21 protein-coding genes are annotated in these 17,102 nt (G+C 65.7%); 19 read left to right on the top strand and 2 right to left on the bottom strand.

The window, feature by feature from the left end; genetic code table 11:
- Window positions 1-1,209, top strand: a complete 1,209-nt coding sequence (locus tag R5H30_RS02895) for a DegT/DnrJ/EryC1/StrS family aminotransferase (protein ID WP_318326491.1) — start codon at window positions 1-3, stop codon at window positions 1,207-1,209.
- Here R5H30_RS02895 and R5H30_RS02890 read toward each other — a convergent pair.
- Together R5H30_RS02890 and R5H30_RS02885 are read right to left on the bottom strand one after the other, a co-directional pair.
- Window positions 1,188-1,655, bottom strand: coding sequence for a CreA family protein (locus R5H30_RS02890; protein ID WP_318326771.1), 468 nt, complete (start codon window positions 1,653-1,655; stop codon window positions 1,188-1,190). The two genes, R5H30_RS02895 and R5H30_RS02890, sit on opposite strands and share 22 nt — an antisense overlap.
- Window positions 1,655-2,128: a pyridoxamine 5'-phosphate oxidase family protein gene (locus R5H30_RS02885; RefSeq protein ID WP_318326490.1), complete on the bottom strand. Its 474-nt coding sequence runs from the start codon at window positions 2,126-2,128 to the stop codon at window positions 1,655-1,657. The genes R5H30_RS02890 and R5H30_RS02885 overlap by 1 nt, the downstream gene beginning before the upstream one ends.
- Window positions 2,129-2,287: 159 nt before the next feature.
- Here R5H30_RS02885 and R5H30_RS02880 point away from each other — a divergent pair, with 159 nt between their 5' ends.
- The 18 genes from R5H30_RS02880 to R5H30_RS02795 all read left to right on the top strand — a co-directional run bounded on the left by R5H30_RS02880 (window position 2,288) and on the right by R5H30_RS02795 (window position 17,081).
- A complete protein-coding gene (locus R5H30_RS02880; RefSeq protein WP_318326489.1) occupies window positions 2,288-3,451 on the top strand; it encodes an isovaleryl-CoA dehydrogenase in 1,164 nt (387 codons plus the stop codon).
- A gap of 7 nt (window positions 3,452-3,458) precedes the next feature.
- Window positions 3,459-3,773 (top strand): hypothetical protein, encoded by a 315-nt coding sequence (locus tag R5H30_RS02875; RefSeq protein WP_318326488.1) that lies wholly within the window; start codon window positions 3,459-3,461, stop codon window positions 3,771-3,773.
- Window positions 3,770-4,486, top strand: coding sequence for a flavodoxin family protein (locus tag R5H30_RS02870; RefSeq protein WP_318326487.1), 717 nt, complete (start codon window positions 3,770-3,772; stop codon window positions 4,484-4,486). The genes R5H30_RS02875 and R5H30_RS02870 overlap by 4 nt, the downstream gene beginning before the upstream one ends.
- Before the next feature lie 10 nt (window positions 4,487-4,496).
- A complete protein-coding gene (locus R5H30_RS02865) occupies window positions 4,497-6,101 on the top strand; it encodes a carboxyl transferase domain-containing protein (RefSeq protein ID WP_318326486.1) in 1,605 nt (534 codons plus the stop codon).
- Window positions 6,102-6,215: 114 nt separating this feature from the next.
- The gene (locus tag R5H30_RS02860) at window positions 6,216-6,662 is read left to right on the top strand and encodes an ASCH domain-containing protein (RefSeq protein ID WP_318326485.1); all 447 of its coding nucleotides are present in this window, start codon (window positions 6,216-6,218) and stop codon (window positions 6,660-6,662) included.
- A complete protein-coding gene (locus R5H30_RS02855; protein ID WP_318326484.1) occupies window positions 6,655-8,586 on the top strand; it encodes an acetyl/propionyl/methylcrotonyl-CoA carboxylase subunit alpha in 1,932 nt (643 codons plus the stop codon). Before R5H30_RS02860 ends, R5H30_RS02855 begins: the two co-directional genes overlap by 8 nt.
- A 100-nt stretch (window positions 8,587-8,686) precedes the next feature.
- A complete protein-coding gene (locus tag R5H30_RS02850) occupies window positions 8,687-9,385 on the top strand; it encodes a glutathione S-transferase family protein (protein ID WP_318326482.1) in 699 nt (232 codons plus the stop codon).
- Entirely contained in the window at window positions 9,382-10,236 is an 855-nt protein-coding gene (locus R5H30_RS02845; RefSeq protein ID WP_318326481.1) for a hydroxymethylglutaryl-CoA lyase, read from the top strand. The genes R5H30_RS02850 and R5H30_RS02845 overlap by 4 nt, the downstream gene beginning before the upstream one ends.
- 59 nt (window positions 10,237-10,295) lie before the next feature.
- Entirely contained in the window at window positions 10,296-11,078 is a 783-nt protein-coding gene (locus tag R5H30_RS02840) for a crotonase/enoyl-CoA hydratase family protein (protein ID WP_318326480.1), read from the top strand.
- 342 nt (window positions 11,079-11,420) lie between these two features.
- On the top strand, window positions 11,421-11,786 hold the full coding sequence (locus tag R5H30_RS02835) for an NADH-quinone oxidoreductase subunit A (protein ID WP_318326479.1): 366 nt from the start codon (window positions 11,421-11,423) through the stop codon (window positions 11,784-11,786).
- Window positions 11,777-12,394, top strand: a complete 618-nt coding sequence (locus R5H30_RS02830) for a NuoB/complex I 20 kDa subunit family protein (RefSeq protein ID WP_318326478.1) — start codon at window positions 11,777-11,779, stop codon at window positions 12,392-12,394. Before R5H30_RS02835 ends, R5H30_RS02830 begins: the two co-directional genes overlap by 10 nt.
- 71 nt (window positions 12,395-12,465) lie before the next feature.
- Complete coding sequence (locus R5H30_RS02825; RefSeq protein WP_318326476.1) at window positions 12,466-13,071, top strand: NADH-quinone oxidoreductase subunit C; 606 nt, start codon at window positions 12,466-12,468, stop codon at window positions 13,069-13,071.
- Window positions 13,072-13,153: 82 nt separating this feature from the next.
- On the top strand, window positions 13,154-13,327 hold the full coding sequence (locus tag R5H30_RS02820; protein ID WP_318326475.1) for a hypothetical protein: 174 nt from the start codon (window positions 13,154-13,156) through the stop codon (window positions 13,325-13,327).
- Window positions 13,328-13,331: 4 nt separating this feature from the next.
- On the top strand, window positions 13,332-14,546 hold the full coding sequence (locus R5H30_RS02815) for an NADH-quinone oxidoreductase subunit D (protein ID WP_318326474.1): 1,215 nt from the start codon (window positions 13,332-13,334) through the stop codon (window positions 14,544-14,546).
- Complete coding sequence (locus R5H30_RS02810; RefSeq protein WP_318326473.1) at window positions 14,543-14,812, top strand: hypothetical protein; 270 nt, start codon at window positions 14,543-14,545, stop codon at window positions 14,810-14,812. The genes R5H30_RS02815 and R5H30_RS02810 overlap by 4 nt, the downstream gene beginning before the upstream one ends.
- Window positions 14,812-16,029 carry an NADH-quinone oxidoreductase subunit E gene (locus tag R5H30_RS02805; RefSeq protein WP_318326472.1) on the top strand — a complete coding sequence of 406 codons (1,218 nt, stop codon included), beginning with the start codon at window positions 14,812-14,814 and terminating at the stop codon, window positions 16,027-16,029. The genes R5H30_RS02810 and R5H30_RS02805 overlap by 1 nt, the downstream gene beginning before the upstream one ends.
- A gap of 43 nt (window positions 16,030-16,072) precedes the next feature.
- Entirely contained in the window at window positions 16,073-16,834 is a 762-nt protein-coding gene (locus R5H30_RS02800) for a helix-hairpin-helix domain-containing protein (protein WP_318326471.1), read from the top strand.
- A gap of 10 nt (window positions 16,835-16,844) precedes the next feature.
- Window positions 16,845-17,081 carry a DUF5337 domain-containing protein gene (locus tag R5H30_RS02795; RefSeq protein WP_318326470.1) on the top strand — a complete coding sequence of 79 codons (237 nt, stop codon included), beginning with the start codon at window positions 16,845-16,847 and terminating at the stop codon, window positions 17,079-17,081.
- The last annotated feature ends 21 nt before the right edge of the window (window positions 17,082-17,102 follow it).

Here is a 17,102-nt window from a genome sequence, read left to right as displayed (position 1 = left end):
ATGAGCGAGGTCTTCACCGGCAGTTTCACCCAGCAGGAGCCGATCCCGGAATCCGGTATCGAGGCCGCCATCGCGGTCATGCGGCACGGGCGTCTGCATCGCTACAACACCGCCCCGGGCGAGACTGCCGAGGCGGCGCTGCTCGAACAGGAGTTCGCGACTCTGGTCGGCGCGAAATACTGCCTCGCCGTCGCGTCCGGTGGTTACGCGCTGGCCACGGCGCTGCGCGCCGTGGGCGTGAAACCGGACCAGCCGGTCTTGTCCAATGCCTTCACGCTGGCTCCTGTCCCTGGCGCGATCGCTGCGGTGGGCGCCGTGCCGGTCTTCGTCGAGGTTACCGAAAGCCTGACCATCGACCTCGACGATCTCGCGGCCAAGGCGGACAAGGCGCGTGTCTTGCTGCTCAGCCACATGCGCGGCCATATCTGCGACATGGACCGGCTGATGTCGATCTGCGACGCGGCCGGCATCACCGTCATCGAGGATTGCGCCCACACCATGGGCGCGGCCTGGAACGGCACCCCGTCCGGCCGGCACGGCACAGTCGGCTGCTACTCCTGCCAGACCTACAAGCACGTCAATTCGGGCGAAGGCGGGTTTCTCGTCACCGACGATGAGGCAGTCGCCGCGCGCGCCATTATGCTGTCGGGGAGCTACATGCTCTATGGGCGTCACGCGGCCGGGCCACCGCCGGAAGCCTACGAGTCGATCCGTTACGAGACGCCGAACATCTCCGGCCGCATGGACAACCTGCGCGCGGCGATCCTGCGGCCGCAACTGGCTGACCTTCCGGCACAATGCACCCGGTGGAACGCGCGCTATCGCAGGTTGGAAAAAGGGTTGAGCGGGACACCCGGTCTGACCATCGTGGACCGTCCCGCCGCGGAGTCGATCGTCGGCTCATCTTTCCAGTTCCTGCTTTTGGATTGGGCAGCGGAAGCGGTGCGCGAGGTCGTGTCGCGATGTGCGGCTCGCGGCGTCGAGTTGAAATGGTTTGGTGCCGCGGAACCGGTCGCCTTCACCAGCCGGTATGATTCATGGCGCTACGTCGAGTCAGACGCCATGCCCGCAACAGACAGGGTGCTCGCTGGTCTGCTGGATATGCGCGTGCCACTGACCTTTAGTCTCGAGGACTGCGCCTTGATCGCCCGGATCATCCGCGCCGAGGTCGGCGCGGTCTTTCAGGCTCAGTCCTCGCCGGGCGTGTAGAGCGGCACGGTCGAGATCGAGACCTTGGCGGATCCTTGCGTCAACTCGCGGGCGTGGGCCACGTAGATTAGGGTCTTGTTGCCCTCGTCGTAGACGCGCTTGATCCGCAACGACTTGAGCACGATCGAGCGGCTGGTGCGGAACACGTCCTCGCCATCTTCGGAACGGTCGATGTCCCCCAAGGTGATCGGGCCGGTCTGGCGGCAGTCGATCGAACTGTTGGACGGATCCTCGAACCAGTTTCCGTTCGACAGCCGGTCGATCACGGAACGGTCGAAATAGGCGATGTGGCAGGTGACGCCTTCAACCTTGGGATCATGCACCGCCTCGATAACGATGTCGTTTCCGACCCAGTCGACCCCGATCTCGCCCACCTGTTCGGCCTCGGCCGGGCCACAGACGAAAGCCGCGAGCGCGAGGCTCGCGGCCGATCCGCTACGGGTGATCAAAACGACACCGTCCCGTGGTCGCCGATATCCGGCTTCTTGTCGTCCGACAGGTTCGCCTTGGCGATTTCGTAGAGAAACTTCGCGCCGCCATCGGTTGTCCAGACCTCGGCCGAGGCCGGCGAGAACCTCACGAGGCAGACGTCCTCATCCTCCTTGCCATCCTCGAACCAGGCGGCGGCGATCGGCGACCAGATTTGCTCCAGCTTCTCGCGATCAGTCACGTGCTCGAGCCGGCCGTCGACCCGGGCGTAGAGCTGCGCATCCGCAGCACCGATCACATATTCGCCCGACTGACCCGACTTCGCGGCATCCGCCACGCCGGTGCCATCGGCAGTGACGAACCACAGCGCGTTGTCGTCCTGCATCGCGAAATGCGACATGGGAACGGCACGATGATCGCCCGCGGCGAGCATGCCCGCGCGCACATCGCCGATTCGCTCCCAGAATTGCTGCTTCAGGTCCGTCGTCATTCTCGTTGTCCTCCAATGGGGCAGGTCTGTGTTACTCTGCTGCCCAAACGTGCCGGGCATTGCGAAAGTTCCGGCACAGGCGAGTGGGGCTTGACCGGGAAAAGCCCGCGTGCGAACAAATGAACGACTGTTCAATATTTCCGGGAGAGGAGCCCGATGATGTTCGACGCGACCATGAGATTCGATCTCGGCGAGGACGTGAACGCGCTGCGCGAAATGACTCACCGTTGGGCGCAGGAACGGGTCAAGCCGATGGCCGCCAAGATCGACGCCGAGAATGTCTTTCCGGCCGATCTCTGGACCGAGATGGGCGAGTTGGGCCTGCTCGGCATCACCGTCAGCGAAGAGGATGGCGGGTCCGGCATGGGTTATCTCGCCCATGTCGTCGCAGTGGAAGAGATCGCCCGCGCGTCGGCTTCGGTTTCGCTGTCCTACGGCGCACACTCGAATCTCTGCGTGAACCAGATCAAGCTCAATGGCAGCGACGTGCAGAAGCAGAAGTACCTGCCGAAACTGATCTCGGGCGAGCATGTCGGCGCGCTTGCCATGTCCGAGGCTGGCGCAGGGTCCGACGTGGTGTCGATGAAATTGCGCGCCGAGAAGCGCAACGACCACTACCGCCTCAACGGCACCAAGTACTGGATCACCAACGGCCCGGATGCCTCGACCCTGGTGGTCTATGCCAAGACCGACCCCGACGCCGGCTCCAAGGGCATCACCGCCTTCCTGATCGAGAAGGAGATGACCGGGTTTTCGACCAGCGCGCATTTCGACAAGCTCGGCATGCGCGGATCGAACACAGCGGAGCTGATTTTCGAGGACGTCGAGGTGCCCTTCGACAACGTGCTCGGCGAAGAGGGCAAGGGCGTCCGGGTGCTGATGTCCGGACTCGATTATGAGCGCGTGGTGCTGGCGGGCATCGGACTGGGCATCATGGCGGCCTGCCTCGACGAGGTCATGCCCTATCTGTCCGAGCGCAAGCAATTCGGCCAGCCGATCGGGAGTTTCCAGCTGATGCAGGGCAAGATCGCCGACATGTATACGGCGATGAACTCGGCGCGGGCCTATGTCTACGAGGTGGCAAAGGCTTGCGACCGGGGTGACGTGACACGCCAGGACGCCGCTGCCTGCTGTCTCTACGCCTCCGAGGAGGCGATGAAGCAGGCGCACCAGGCCGTGCAGGCGATGGGTGGCGCGGGCTTCATGAACGACACGGCGGTCAGCCGCATCTTCCGGGACGCCAAGCTGATGGAGATCGGTGCCGGGACAAGCGAGATCCGGCGCATGCTTGTGGGGCGCGAGTTGATGGCCGCGATGGCGTGAGCCGCGCATGCCGCGCTGGCTCTGGTTCGCCCCGCTGGCCGCGCTGACGCTGTTTCTTGCGGTCTGGCTCTTTCGACTGGGCTGGATCGCGGCGACGATAACGGAGACGGACGTGATCGGAGGGTTCGCGCAACGCTATCTTCAGGACGCCGGTCCCGGGGCGCGCGTGACCGATTGCGTGGCCCGGCCGGCGGAGATGCGCGGGCTGTGGCTGGTGGTGAGCTGCCGTCATGCCGACGGCCGCCGCTTCGACTATCCGGCCGACCGGCTGGGACGATGGAGACGGCCCGAGGGCCGCAAGGCGGGAGAGCCCGAGACATGAGCGATTTCGAGGGCCTCAAGGCGCTTTACGTCAACACCTCGCTGAAGAAGACGCGCGGCGAGAGCCACACGCAGCTTCTGATGAACGCCTCTGCGCGGATCATGGAAGCACAGGGCGTGACGGTCGAGCATCTCCACCTTTTGGACTTTCAGGTGCCGCCCGGCGTTTATCCGGACATGACCGCGCACGGCTGGGACCGCGATGACTGGCCGGAGATCTGGGAAAAGGTGTTGTCCTCAGACATCCTCGTGATCGGCACGCCGATCTGGCTGGGCGAAGAAAGCTCGGTCTGCCGAGTGCTGATCGAGCGGCTTTACGCGATGTCGGCGGAGCTCAACGACAAGGGCCAGTCCGTGTTCTACGGCAAGGTCGGCGGCACCGTCGTCACGGGCAACGAGGACGGCATCAAGCATGTCGCGATGACCACCGGTTTCGCGCTCAACCACCTCGGCTACACGATTCCGCCGCAGGCCGATTGCGGCTGGATCGGCGAGGCCGGTCCGGGTCCGTCCTACGGCGATGACGGCGACGACGGGCCGGTCGGCTTCGACAACGCCTTCACCCAGCGCAACACCACGATCATGACCTGGAACCTGATGCATCTCGCTGCCTTGCTGAAACGCGTGGGCGGATATCCGAACGAGGGCAATGACCGCGAGGCCTGGAAGGCGGGCGCACGGTTCGGGTTCGAAAATCCCGAGTACAGAAGCTGAGGGGCACTCCATGAAACTTACCTCACAGGCGCTGCCGTCCTCCGACGCCTTCAAGGCGAACCGCACGGCGCATCTCGCGGCGCTGGACGAGATCGCGCAGGCCGCCGAAGCTGCGGCGCTGGGCGGTGGCGAGAAGGCGCGCGAGAGACATGTCTCGCGCGGGAAGATGCTGCCGCGCGAACGCGTGGCGGGGCTGCTCGATCCCGGCTCGCCATTCCTCGAGATCGGGGCGACCGCGGCGCACGGGCTTTACGACGGGGCCGCACCCTGCGCGGGCGTCGTTGCCGGGATCGGGCGCGTCCAGGGGCAGGAGGTCATGGTGGTCTGCAACGACGCCACCGTGAAGGGCGGCACCTACTACCCGATGACGGTCAAGAAACACCTGCGCGCCCAGGAGATCGCCGAGCAGAACCATCTGCCTTGCGTTTACCTGGTGGATTCCGGCGGTGCCAACCTGCCGAACCAGGACGAGGTCTTTCCCGACCGCGATCATTTCGGGCGCATCTTCTACAATCAGGCCCGGATGAGCGGGAAAGGTATCCCGCAGATCGCCGTGGTGATGGGGTCCTGCACAGCGGGCGGCGCTTATGTCCCGGCGATGTCGGACGTGACGATCATCGTGCGCGAGCAAGGAACCATCTTCCTAGCCGGGCCGCCGCTGGTCAAGGCGGCGACTGGCGAGGTGGTCAGCGCCGAGGATCTCGGCGGCGGCGACGTGCATACGCGGCTGTCGGGTGTCGCCGACTATCTTGCCGAGGACGACGCGCATGCGCTGGCGCTGGCCCGGCGGTCCGTTGCGGGGCTCAACCGCGCAAAACCGGCGGGCGTGCAGATGCAGGCACCCGAGGATCCGGCCTATGACCCCGAGGAAATCCTGGGCGTTGTGCCGGCGGACCTGCGCACGCCCTACGACATCCGCGAGGTGATCGCGCGGCTGGTCGACGGTTCGCGCTTCGACGAGTTCAAGCCGCGCTTCGGCGAGACGCTGGTCTGCGGTTTCGCCCATGTGAAGGGCTGCCCGGTGGGGATCGTCGCCAACAACGGTGTGCTGTTTTCGGAGAGTGCGCAGAAGGGCGCGCATTTCGTCGAGCTCTGCTCGATGAGAAAGATCCCGTTGGTGTTCTTGCAGAACATCACCGGCTTCATGGTCGGGCGGAAATACGAGAACGAGGGGATCGCGCGCCACGGGGCCAAGATGGTGACGGCGGTGGCCTGCACCGAGGTACCGAAGATCACCATGCTGGTCGGCGGGTCCTTCGGGGCCGGGAATTACGGGATGGCGGGCCGTGCCTACAGCCCGCGCTTCATGTGGACCTGGCCGAATTCGCGGATCTCGGTGATGGGCGGGGCGCAGGCAGCGGGCGTGCTGGCCACCGTGCGGCGCGACGCCATGGAGCGCGCCGGCAAGGACTGGTCCGCAGAGGAGGAGGCGGCGTTCAAGCAACCGACCATCGACATGTTCGAGGAACAGTCGCATCCGCTTTATGCCTCGGCCCGGCTCTGGGATGACGGGATCGTCGATCCGCGCAAATCGCGCGACGTGTTGGCGCTGTCGCTTTCCGCGGCTCTGAATGCGCCGATCGACGAGACGCGCTTCGGCGTGTTCCGGATGTGATGCGATGCGAGATAGTGGGACAAGGTTCGGTGTCCGGACCGGGGGCCAGCCCCCGGACCCCCGGGATATTTCTCAACCAGAGATGGGGGGCGTGACGATGCGGAGGTGCGCAGGATGGCCGTGACGCTGGACGAGGCCCTGCGGCGGTATCCGGGGGCGCAGACGTTTTCCTTCGGGGATACGCCGGACTTTATCGCGGAACTGACGGCGCTTGTGCGATCGGGAAAGAAGCGCGCGACCTGTTCGTCCCTGGCGGAAATCGAAGCCGGCGCGGCGGCACCGCAGGTCGGGCGCCGCGATATCGCTCTCGGACCGGACGGCGAACCGGCGCTGGTGATCAAGACGCTGGAGCTGGTGCCGACGACCTGGGCAAAGATGACCGAGGAGATGGCGCTGATGGAAGGCGAAAACGAGACGCTGGAAGGCTGGAAGGCGGACCACCGACGCTATTTCGAGCGCAAGGGCATCTTCTCGGAGGACATGGGGCTGATCTGGGAGCGCTTCGCCGTGGTCGAGGATTTCGCAGAAGATGACGGGACGAAGGGGCAAGGCGATGTTTGACAGGATCCTGATCGCGAACCGGGGCGAGATCGCCTGCCGGGTAATCGAGACGGCGCGGGCTCTGGGCGTGCGCACGGTCGCCGTCTATTCGGACGCGGATGCGGGCGCAAAACATGTGCAGATGGCCGACCGCGCAGTGCATATCGGCGGCCCGGCACCGTCCGACAGCTACCTGCGGGGCGATGCGATCATCGACGCGGCAAAGGCCACGGGCGCGCAGGCCATTCATCCGGGTTACGGGTTTCTGAGCGAGAACCCGGATTTCGTCGAGGCGGTCGAGGCTGCGGGGTTGGTCTTCATCGGGCCGTCGGCCAAGGCGATCCGGGCGATGGGGCTCAAGGACGCGGCCAAGGCGCTGATGGCCGAGGCCGGCGTGCCGGTGGTGCCCGGCTATCACGGGGCGGATCAGGACGATGCGCTGCTGGCGGCGGAGGCCGAGAAGATCGGGTTTCCGGTGCTGATCAAGGCCGTTGCGGGCGGCGGCGGCAAGGGCATGCGGCTGGTCGAGACGGCCGGCGATTTCGCTGCGGCGCTCGAAAGCGCGCGGTCGGAGGCGCAGAAGGCCTTCGGAAACCCCGACGTGCTGGTCGAGAAATTCGTCACGCGGCCGCGGCATATCGAGGTGCAGGTCTTCGGGGACGGGACCCGCGCGGTGCATCTTTTCGAGCGCGACTGCTCGTTGCAGCGGCGTCATCAGAAGGTCATCGAGGAAGCCCCGGCGCCGGGCATGACCGAGGAGATGCGCGCGGCGATGGGGGCGGCGGCGGTGCGGGCGGCCGAGGCCATCGGTTACGCCGGCGCGGGCACGGTCGAGTTCATCGTCGACGGCTCGGACGGGCTGCGGCCGGACGGGTTCTGGTTCATGGAGATGAACACGCGCCTGCAGGTCGAGCACCCGGTCACTGAGGCGATCACCGGCGTGGACCTTGTCGAATGGCAGTTGCGCGTGGCAGCGGGCGAGGGGCTGCCCGCGGCGCAGGAAGATCTGGCCATCACCGGACATGCCTTCGAGGCGCGGCTTTATGCCGAGGATGTCCCGAAGGGATTTCTTCCCGCGACCGGTACGCTGACGCACCTCGTGTTCGCACCGGGTGCGCGCGCCGACAGCGGTGTGCGGGCGGGCGACACGATCAGCCCCTGGTACGATCCGATGATCGCCAAGGTCATCTTGCACGGGCCCACGCGCGAGATCGCGCTGGCCCGGCTGCGCTCGGCGCTGAAAGACACCGAGGTGGCCGGTACGGTGACGAACCTCGCGTTCCTCGGCGCGCTGGCGGGCCATGCGGGCTATGGGCGCGGCGAGGTCGATACCGGGCTCATCGGACGCGAGATCGAGCAGCTGACCGCGTCGCCGGTGATCGAGACGCGTCACGCGGTTGCCGCGGCGATGACGGCGCTCGACCTTGTTGACACGGGTGAGGACACCGGCTTCGTGTTGTGGCGCCCGCTGCGGCACAGGGTCGAGCTTGTCTGGCAGGGCGAGAGCTGTCCCGTCTCGGTGCGCATCGAGGCCCCGGACAGGCAGCGCTGGCAGGTCGGCGAGACCGAGGCGGTGGCGCAGCGACTTGGTGATACCTGGGAGATCGACGGGATGGCGCTGCCACCGGTGGCGGTGTCGGGATCGACCCTGACCGTCTTCGACCGCTATGGGCTCGCCTTCGAGGTGATCGATCCGCTGGAGCGCGCGGCGGGGGCCGCGGGCGATGGCAACGTGATCGAGGCGCCGATGCCGGGTCTGGTGAAATGGCTGGGCGCCGAGGTCGGCCAGCAGGTCACGCAAGGCGACCGGCTTGCGGTGCTCGAGGCGATGAAGATGGAGCATGCGCTGCTTGCCGCGCGCGACGGTGTGGTTGCCGAGGTGCTGGCGGAAGTGGGCGCGCAGGTCGAAGCCGGGGCGGCGCTGATCCGGCTGGAAGCGGAGTGACGCGCAGGCTGCATCCCGGACTTGCGGAGGGTGGCGCGGGCCGTCAGTCTGCGGCGCGGGGAGGAACGGACCGGCACACCAGAAAGGACAGACCCCGGCTATGATCGTTCTGCACCACAGCCCGCAAACCCGCTCCATGCGCACGCTTTGGCTGCTGCAAGAGATGGAGATTGAGTTCCAGTTGCGCAGCTATCCCTTCGACGGGACCCTGCGCAGCGCCGAGTTCCTGATCCTGTCGCCGGCCGGCCGGGTGCCGGCGCTCGAGATCGAGGGCGAGCGCATGTTCGAGACCGGCGCGATCACCGAATACCTGTGCGAACGCTTCAGCCCCGAGCGCCTTGGCCGGATGCCCGGCAGCCCAGACCGCATGGCCTGGCTGGTCTGGGTGCATTTCGCCGAAACGCTGAGCCAGCACGTCGCGGCCCTGACCCAGCAGCATATCATGCTTCGCGAGGACGCGATGCGCTCGCCGACGGTGATGAAGCTCGAGAAGATGCGGCTCGAGAAGTGTTATGCGGCCCTCGAGGCACGGCTGAGCCCGCCGGTGGAGCGGCGCGACTACCTGCTGACCAGCGGGTTCTCCGCCGCTGACGTCTCTGTCGGCCAGGCGGTCTACATGGGGCGGCATTTCGCGCCCATCGAACCCTTTCCCGCCCTTGCGGACTGGTACGCCCGGATCACCGACCGGCCGGGCTTTCGCGCGGCCTTGCCGGACGAGGCGGGGCTCTACGACAAGGATTTCTACGCGCCTTGGCCCGAGAGCCGGGCGCCGACCGCACAGGGAGGGACGGTGCGATGAGCCTGGGGACATGCGAGATCTTCGAGGTCGGGCCGCGCGACGGGCTGCAGAACGAAAAACGCGAGATCCCGGTGGCCGAAAAGGTGGCACTGGTCGACTGCCTGAGCCGGGCCGGGTTTTCGCGGATCGAGGTCGCCTCGTTCGTGAGCCAGAAATGGGTGCCGCAGATGGCCGGATCCACCGAGGTGCTGGCGGGGATCGCGCGCAGCCCGGGCATCCGCTACGCGGCGCTCACGCCGAACATGCGCGGGTACGACGATGCACGGGCCGCCGGGGCGGACGAGATCGCGGTCTTCGCTTCGGCTTCGGAAGGTTTCTCGAAGGCGAACGTGAACGCAGGGATCGAGGAAAGCATCGCGCGGTTCGAGCCGATCCTCGCAGCCGCGCGCCACATAGACCTGCCGGTGCGTGGCTATGTCTCTTGCGTGGTCGAATGCCCCTATGACGGCAAGGTGCCCCCGGCAAAGGTGGCGGAGGTCGCCGACCGGCTGTTCGCGATGGGGTGTTACGAGATCAGCCTCGGTGACACCATCGGCGCCGGGACGCCCGACAGCATCGTGCGCATGTTGCTGGCCGTTCGCGATGCGGTGCCGGTGGGGCGTCTCGCCGGACATTATCACGACACCGGGGGCAGGGCGCTGGCCAATATCGACGCTTCGCTCTCGATGGGAGTCCGGGTCTTCGATGCGGCGGTGGGCGGTCTCGGCGGATGCCCCTATGCGCCCGGTGCCTCGGGAAATGTCGCGACCGAAGCGGTGGCCGCGCATCTTGCGGCGCTGGGCTATGAGACCGGGCTCGACGGGGCGGTGCTGGCGCAGGCTGCGGAGATGGCGCGGGCGATGCGCGGCTGAACCGGAAAATTCGAATTTTCCGGTCCGGAATTTTGCAAAATTCCGGGGAAAGGATGGAGATGTACGACACGATTGCCTTGACGACCGACGCCCGCGGCGTCGCGACACTGACGCTGAATCGGCCCGACAAGCACAACGCGATGTCGGGTGAAATGATCGGCGAACTCACGGCCGCGGCCGCGGCGCTGGCCGAAGACAAGTCGGTCCGCGTGGTCGTGTTGACCGGAGCCGGCACGTCGTTCTGTGCCGGCGGCGATCTGGGCTGGATGCGGTCGCAACGCGACATGGATGCCCCGACCCGCGCCTCCGAGGCGGGCAAGCTCGCGGCCATGCTGGGCGCGCTCAACACCCTGCCGCAACCGCTGATCGGGCGGATTCAGGGCAATGCTTTCGGTGGCGGTGTCGGCATGGCCTGTGTCTGCGACGTCGCCATCGGGATCGACGGCCTGAAAATGGGCCTGACCGAAACCCGGCTCGGCCTGATCCCGGCGACGATCGGGCCCTACGTGTTGGCGCGCATGGGCGAGGGGCGTGCGCGCCGCGTCTTCATGTCGGCGCGCCTATTCGAAGCGCGCGAAGCCGTGGACCTTGGCATCCTGTCGCGCTGCGTCGCCCCGGAGGCGCTGGACGAGGCTGTCGAGGCCGAAGTCATTCCCTATCTCTCCTGTGCTCCGGGTGCGGTGGCCGCCGCGAAAAAGCTGGCACGCGACCTCGGGCCGCGGATCGATCAGCAGGTCGTCGACCGGACCATCGCGGCACTGTCGGAGCGCTGGCAGACCGAGGAGGCCGACGAAGGCATCTCGGCCTTCTTCGACAAGCGCAAGCCGCGCTGGTCGGCCTGAAGGTATCCGGCCCGGCGCGCGCCCGCGTTTAGGCGAGTCGCACGGTCGCGTCGCGACTTGAAACGAACGAGACCCGGCGACAAAGCCTGCCGTGAACAAATCGGCGGCGCCGCCGCTTGGACACCCCGCATGATGCAGCTAGATGTCGTTCCCGACGGCCGTCATCGCAGGTCGGAAACCGGCGCGGAGGGACGATTTGCCGCTGCACGGGATGCCCTCCGGAGGCCCCGGAAACACCCGTCCTCCGGTTGACCCTGTCAAGTCACAGGCGTAAACCGGGTAGAGCCCCCACGCCGCGGGGCAGCATCGGGTGCAGACCCGCCGGAACAAGGGGCCGACATCGTGGACGAGATGCTCAGGGAATATCTGCCGATCCTCGTTTTTCTGGCCGTTGCCATAGGCTTGGGCCTCGTGCTGATCCTCGCCGCCGTGATCGTCGCGGTGCGCAATCCCGATCCCGAAAAGGTCTCGGCCTACGAATGCGGCTTCAACGCCTTCGATGACGCGCGGATGAAGTTCGACGTGCGCTTCTACCTCGTCTCGATCCTCTTCATCATCTTTGACCTCGAGATCGCCTTCCTGTTCCCCTGGGCCGTGGCCTTCAAGGACATCAGCATGGTGGGTTTCTGGTCCATGATGGTCTTTCTCGCCGTGCTGACCATCGGCTTCGCCTACGAATGGAAGAAGGGAGCGCTGGAATGGCAGTGAGCTCGGAAAAGCCGCTTGTGACGGACGTGAAGGGCGACGGACTTCAGGGTGCCCGTGTGAAGTCCGGCCCATCATCGGTCGCGGCCTATGGCCAGGACACTGCCGGTGCCGACCGCGAGGTTGCGACGCAGACCCTGAACCGCGAACTGCAGGACAAAGGGTTCCTCGTCACTTCGACCGAGGACATCGTGAACTGGGCGCGCACCGGATCGCTGCACTGGATGACCTTCGGGTTGGCCTGCTGCGCGGTCGAGATGATGCACACCTCGATGCCGCGCTACGATCTCGAGCGTTTCGGCACCGCGCCGCGCGCCAGCCCGCGTCAGTCCGACCTGATGATCGTGGCCGGTACGCTGACCAACAAGATGGCGCCGGCCCTGCGCAAGGTCTACGACCAGATGCCGGAACCGCGCTACGTGATCTCGATGGGCTCCTGCGCCAATGGCGGCGGCTACTACCACTACAGCTATTCCGTCGTGCGCGGCTGCGACCGCATCGTGCCGGTCGACATCTACGTGCCGGGCTGTCCTCCGACCGCCGAGGCACTGCTGTACGGAATCATGCAGTTGCAGCGCAAGATCCGCCGGACCGGCACCATCGTACGCTAGGCGGATCGCGACCGTTTTCCGCGCCCGGTGCGGCGCACCCAGACCGACGAACACCTGCCTGAGGGGGCAATATGTCAGATGCAATGAACGAGCTTGGCGCCTATGTCGAACTCAAGCGCCCGGATTGCGTGCTGTCCTGGGAGGTGCGCCACGGCGAGCTCAACGTCGACGTAGCACCGGCCTCCATCACCGGGCTGGTCGAGTTTCTCAAGGCCGACGCGACCTGCCGCTTCTCCTCGCTGGTCGACATCACCGCCGTTGACCACCCCGGGCGCGACAAGCGGTTCGACGTGGTCTATCACTTCCTGTCGATGTACCAGAACCACCGCATCCGTCTGCGCGTCTCGGTGCGCGAGGAAGAGATGGTGCCCTCGATCACCGCGATCCACCCGTCGGCGAACTGGTTCGAGCGCGAGGTCTTCGACATGTTCGGCATCCTTTTCTCGGGCCACCCCGACCTGCGGCGGATCCTGACCGACTATGGCTTCCGCGGCTATCCGCTGCGCAAGGATTTCCCGACCACGGGCTATACCGAGGTGCGCTATGACGAGGCGCAGAAGCGCGTCGTCTACGAACCGGTGAGCCTGGTGCAGGAATACCGTCAGTTCGACTTCATGTCGCCCTGGGAAGGGGCCGAGTACATCCTTCCGGGCGACGAGAAGGAGGCGCCGAAGTGACCGGTCGCCGCACCCGCGACATCGCCGGCGATCTGGGTCGGCTGCGACGGCCCGTTCAGGCAATGCCGCACGGAGTGATCTGATGGAGACGTTTTTCTGGATCCTGATCTCGGCGCTGACCATCATTCCGATGGTCAAGCTGCTGCCCTTCTTCGGGATCAACCGCTACTGGGCCGTGGCCTGCATCGTGCCCATCGGTACCATCGCTCTGCTGTGGTGGATGGGAATGAAACTTCAGGAATTGGAGAAACGCTGAGATGATGGACGGCTCCAAGGGTTTCGACGACGCGCTCACGGGCGAGCAGAAGATCCGCAACTTCAACATCAACTTCGGGCCCCAGCACCCGGCGGCGCACGGCGTGCTGCGCCTTGTCCTGGAACTCGACGGCGAGATCGTCGAGCGCTGCGATCCGCATATCGGCCTGCTGCACCGCGGCACCGAGAAGCTGATGGAAAGCCGGACCTACCTGCAGAACCTGCCGTATTTCGACAGGCTCGACTACGTGGCGCCGATGAACCAGGAACACGCCTGGTGCCTGGCTATCGAGAAGCTGACGGGCGTCGAGGTGCCACGCCGCGCCTCGTTGATCCGGGTGCTCTATTCCGAGATCGGGCGGGTGCTCAATCACCTGCTCAACGTGACCACGCAGGCCATGGACGTCGGCGCGCTGACGCCGCCGCTCTGGGGCTTCGAGGAACGCGAAAAGCTGATGATCTTCTACGAACGCGCCTGCGGGGCGCGTCTGCACGCCGCCTATTTCCGGCCCGGCGGGGTCCACCAGGACCTGCCGCCCGACCTTATTGACGACATCGAGGCCTGGGCCAAGGAATTCCCGAAGGTCATCGACGACATCGACGGGCTGCTGAGCGAGAATCGCATCTTCAAGCAGCGCAACGCCGACATCGGCATCGTGACCGAAGAGGACATCCAGGAATGGGGCTTCTCGGGCGTGATGGTGCGCGGCTCGGGGCTGGCCTGGGACCTGCGGCGCGCGCAGCCCTACGAATGCTACGACGAGTTCGACTTCAAGATCCCGGTCGGCAAGAACGGCGATTGTTACGACCGCTACCTGGTGCGCATGGAAGAGATGCGCCAGTCGGTGCACATCATCGAGCAATGCATCGAGAAGCTGCGCACCGAGCCGGGCGAGATCCTCGCGCGCGGCAAGATCACGCCGCCGAGCCGGTCGAACATGAAAACCTCGATGGAAGCGCTGATCCATCACTTCAAGCTCTACACCGAGGGCTTCCACGTGCCCGAGGGCGAAGTCTATTGCGCGGTCGAGGCGCCCAAAGGCGAGTTCGGAGTCTACCTCGTCGCCGATGGCACCAACCGGCCCTATCGCGCCAAGCTGCGCGCGCCCGGTTTCCTGCACCTGCAGGCGATGGACTACATCTCGACCGGCCACCAGCTGGCCGACGTGGCGGCGATCATCGGCACGATGGACGTGGTCTTCGGGGAGATCGACCGTTGATCACCTGGATCGGCCTCGGGTTTCTCGCCGTCTTCCTGCTGGCTTTCTGGCTGGCCGGGCGGGTCGGTGCCTCGAGCGGGTCGGGTATGGCGGGGCTGTTGATGGGGATTCTGTCCTTCGTCGTGCTGATGGGCGGGTACCTCGTGGCGCTGGCGCTCTGGGCGCGCAGCCTCTTCGTGACCTTCGTCGAGACCGAACTGCCGCTGCTGACGGAAAAACTGCTGCTCTTTCTCGAGCGGTTCGAGACATTTAGGGAAACCATCTGATGCTGCGTCGCCTGCACCCCGAACAGCCCGAAAGCTTCGCCTTCACGCCGGACAACCAGGCCTGGGCGGAAGGGCAGATCACCAAGTACCCCGAAGGCCGGCAGGCCAGCGCCATCATCCCGCTTTTGTGGCGCGCGCAGGAACAGGAAGGCTGGCTGAGCCGCCCGGCGATCGAACACGTCGCCTCGATGCTGGGACTGTCTTACATCCGGGCGCTCGAAGTCGCCACGTTCTACTTCATGTTCCAGCTGCAACCCGTTGGATCCGTTGCACATATCCAAATCTGCGGCACCACCTCCTGCATGATCTGCGGTGCCGAGGACCTGATCGGCGTCTGCAAGGACAAGATCGCCGCGCGGGCGCATGAGGTATCGGCGGACGGAAAGTTCTCCTGGGAAGAGGTGGAATGCCTCGGATCCTGCTCGAATGCGCCGATGGCGCAGATCGGCAAGGACTACTACGAGGATCTGACCGCCGAGCGCATGGGCGAGATCATCGATGGACTGGCGGCCGGAAAGGTTCCGGTGCCGGGCCCGCAGAACGGACGCTATGCCTCCGAACCGCTGCACGGCCTGACCTCGCTGCGGGATCACGAAAGCGGTCGCACGCAGTACAACGCCTCGGTCCAATTGGCGGTGGACATCGGTGATACGGTCAAGCGCATCGACGGCACCGAGGTGCCGCTTGTCACACCGTGGCAGCGCAACGCGGCCAACGCAGACGCACGGCCGTCCGAAGATATCGAAGAGCCGCGTCCTGCGGATGGCGAGCCTGCCGACGACACCGGGGTAACTGAGCAGGAAGCGCAGGCCGGTTCGCGCGCAAAGCCACCCTCCAAGGAAGACCCCGAGGGCATGGCAGCGGACGAGGATTCGGTTGCGGACCCGAAACCGGCAGACAACGCGGATACGGACACGGGCGCAGGCACCAAACCCGCCACGCTCGACGCTCCGCGCGACGGCGCTGCCGACGATTTGAAGATGATCAAGGGGGTCGGACCGAAGCTCGAGTCGCTCCTGCAGTCCATGGGGTTCTACCATTTCGACCAGATCGCGAACTGGGGGCCCAAGGAGATTGCCTGGGTCGACCAGAACCTCGAAGGCTTCAAGGGGCGGGTCAGCCGCGACAACTGGGTGACACAGGCGAAGGAATTGGCCGGCGGTGCGGAAACCGAGTTTTCGGCGCGGGCGAAGAAGGAAGGCACTTACGAAGACTGAACAGCAACGATTGGCGCAATGACGCGCAGGGGGGATTCGACCGATGAGTGACAAACTGACCGACCTGACAGACAACATGGACGAGTGCAGAAAGAAAAGCTGGATGATGGCGGCCGGTGGCGGCGTCGTGATGTTCATCCTCGTTCTGCTCCTGTCGGGGTTCGATTTCCTGACCGCGCTCATTTCCGGGCTGCTGTTCACCGGCGTTCTGGGAATGGTTCTGGTCTCGTTCCGCTGTGGCGACACGGCCTCGCCGCGTTCGACCTCGAACCCGGTGACCGCGCCAGCGACAACCGCGCCTGCCGCCGATCCCGAGATGGCAAGCGCCAAAGCCCCGGACCCCGCGCCTGCACCCGAAGCGCCGGCGACTCTGGTGTCGGAAACGCCAGCCGCCAACTCCGATGCGAAGGTCAAGCCGAGCGCGGCGCTGGCAGGGCAGGACGAGCTCGCCTCGCGAAAGGGAAGCTGGAAGTACGGGGAAGGCGACGGCGAGGCACCGGCCAAGACACCCGCCGCCTCGACGTCGGCCGATGAAAGCGAACCCGCGCTGATGCAGAGCCCGCGCGACGGCAGCGGCGACAACCTGAAACTGATCGGTGGCGTCGGACCCAAGCTCGAGCAGACGCTCAACGAACTCGGTATCTGGCATTTCGACCAGGTGGCCGCCTGGGGACCGGAAGAGATCGCCTGGGTCGATAACCGCCTGCGCTTCAAGGGCCGGATCGAACGCGACAACTGGATCGACCAGGCAAAGACGCTTGCCGCAGGCGGCGAGACCGAGTTCTCGCGCAAGAAGAAGGGCTGAGACCGGGGCGATGGACGCAGAGCTGGACAAGGCGCTGGCCCGCAAGAGCCGGACGGTGAGCCTGGTGATCGCCGGCGCGATCCTGCTCTGGCTCTGCGCCCAGTTCCTCGGGCCAGCAACCGGGCTACCGGGTCGCTATGCGCTGCTCTTCGATTTCGCGGCGCTTGCCGCGCTCTTCTGGGCGCTGGTGGTGACGGCTCAGATTTGGCGCGCGCGCAAGGCGTCGCGGACGGACGACAACAGCTAGACCGCCAAAGGGCGGCCGCAT

The sequence above is a fragment of the Roseobacter sp. FCG-D35 genome (assembly GCF_033436665.1).
In the GTDB taxonomy this organism is placed as follows: domain Bacteria; phylum Pseudomonadota; class Alphaproteobacteria; order Rhodobacterales; family Rhodobacteraceae; genus JAWQFO01.
Note: the sequence above shows the minus strand (reverse complement) of the source record. Positions and strands in the feature narration are given on the sequence as shown.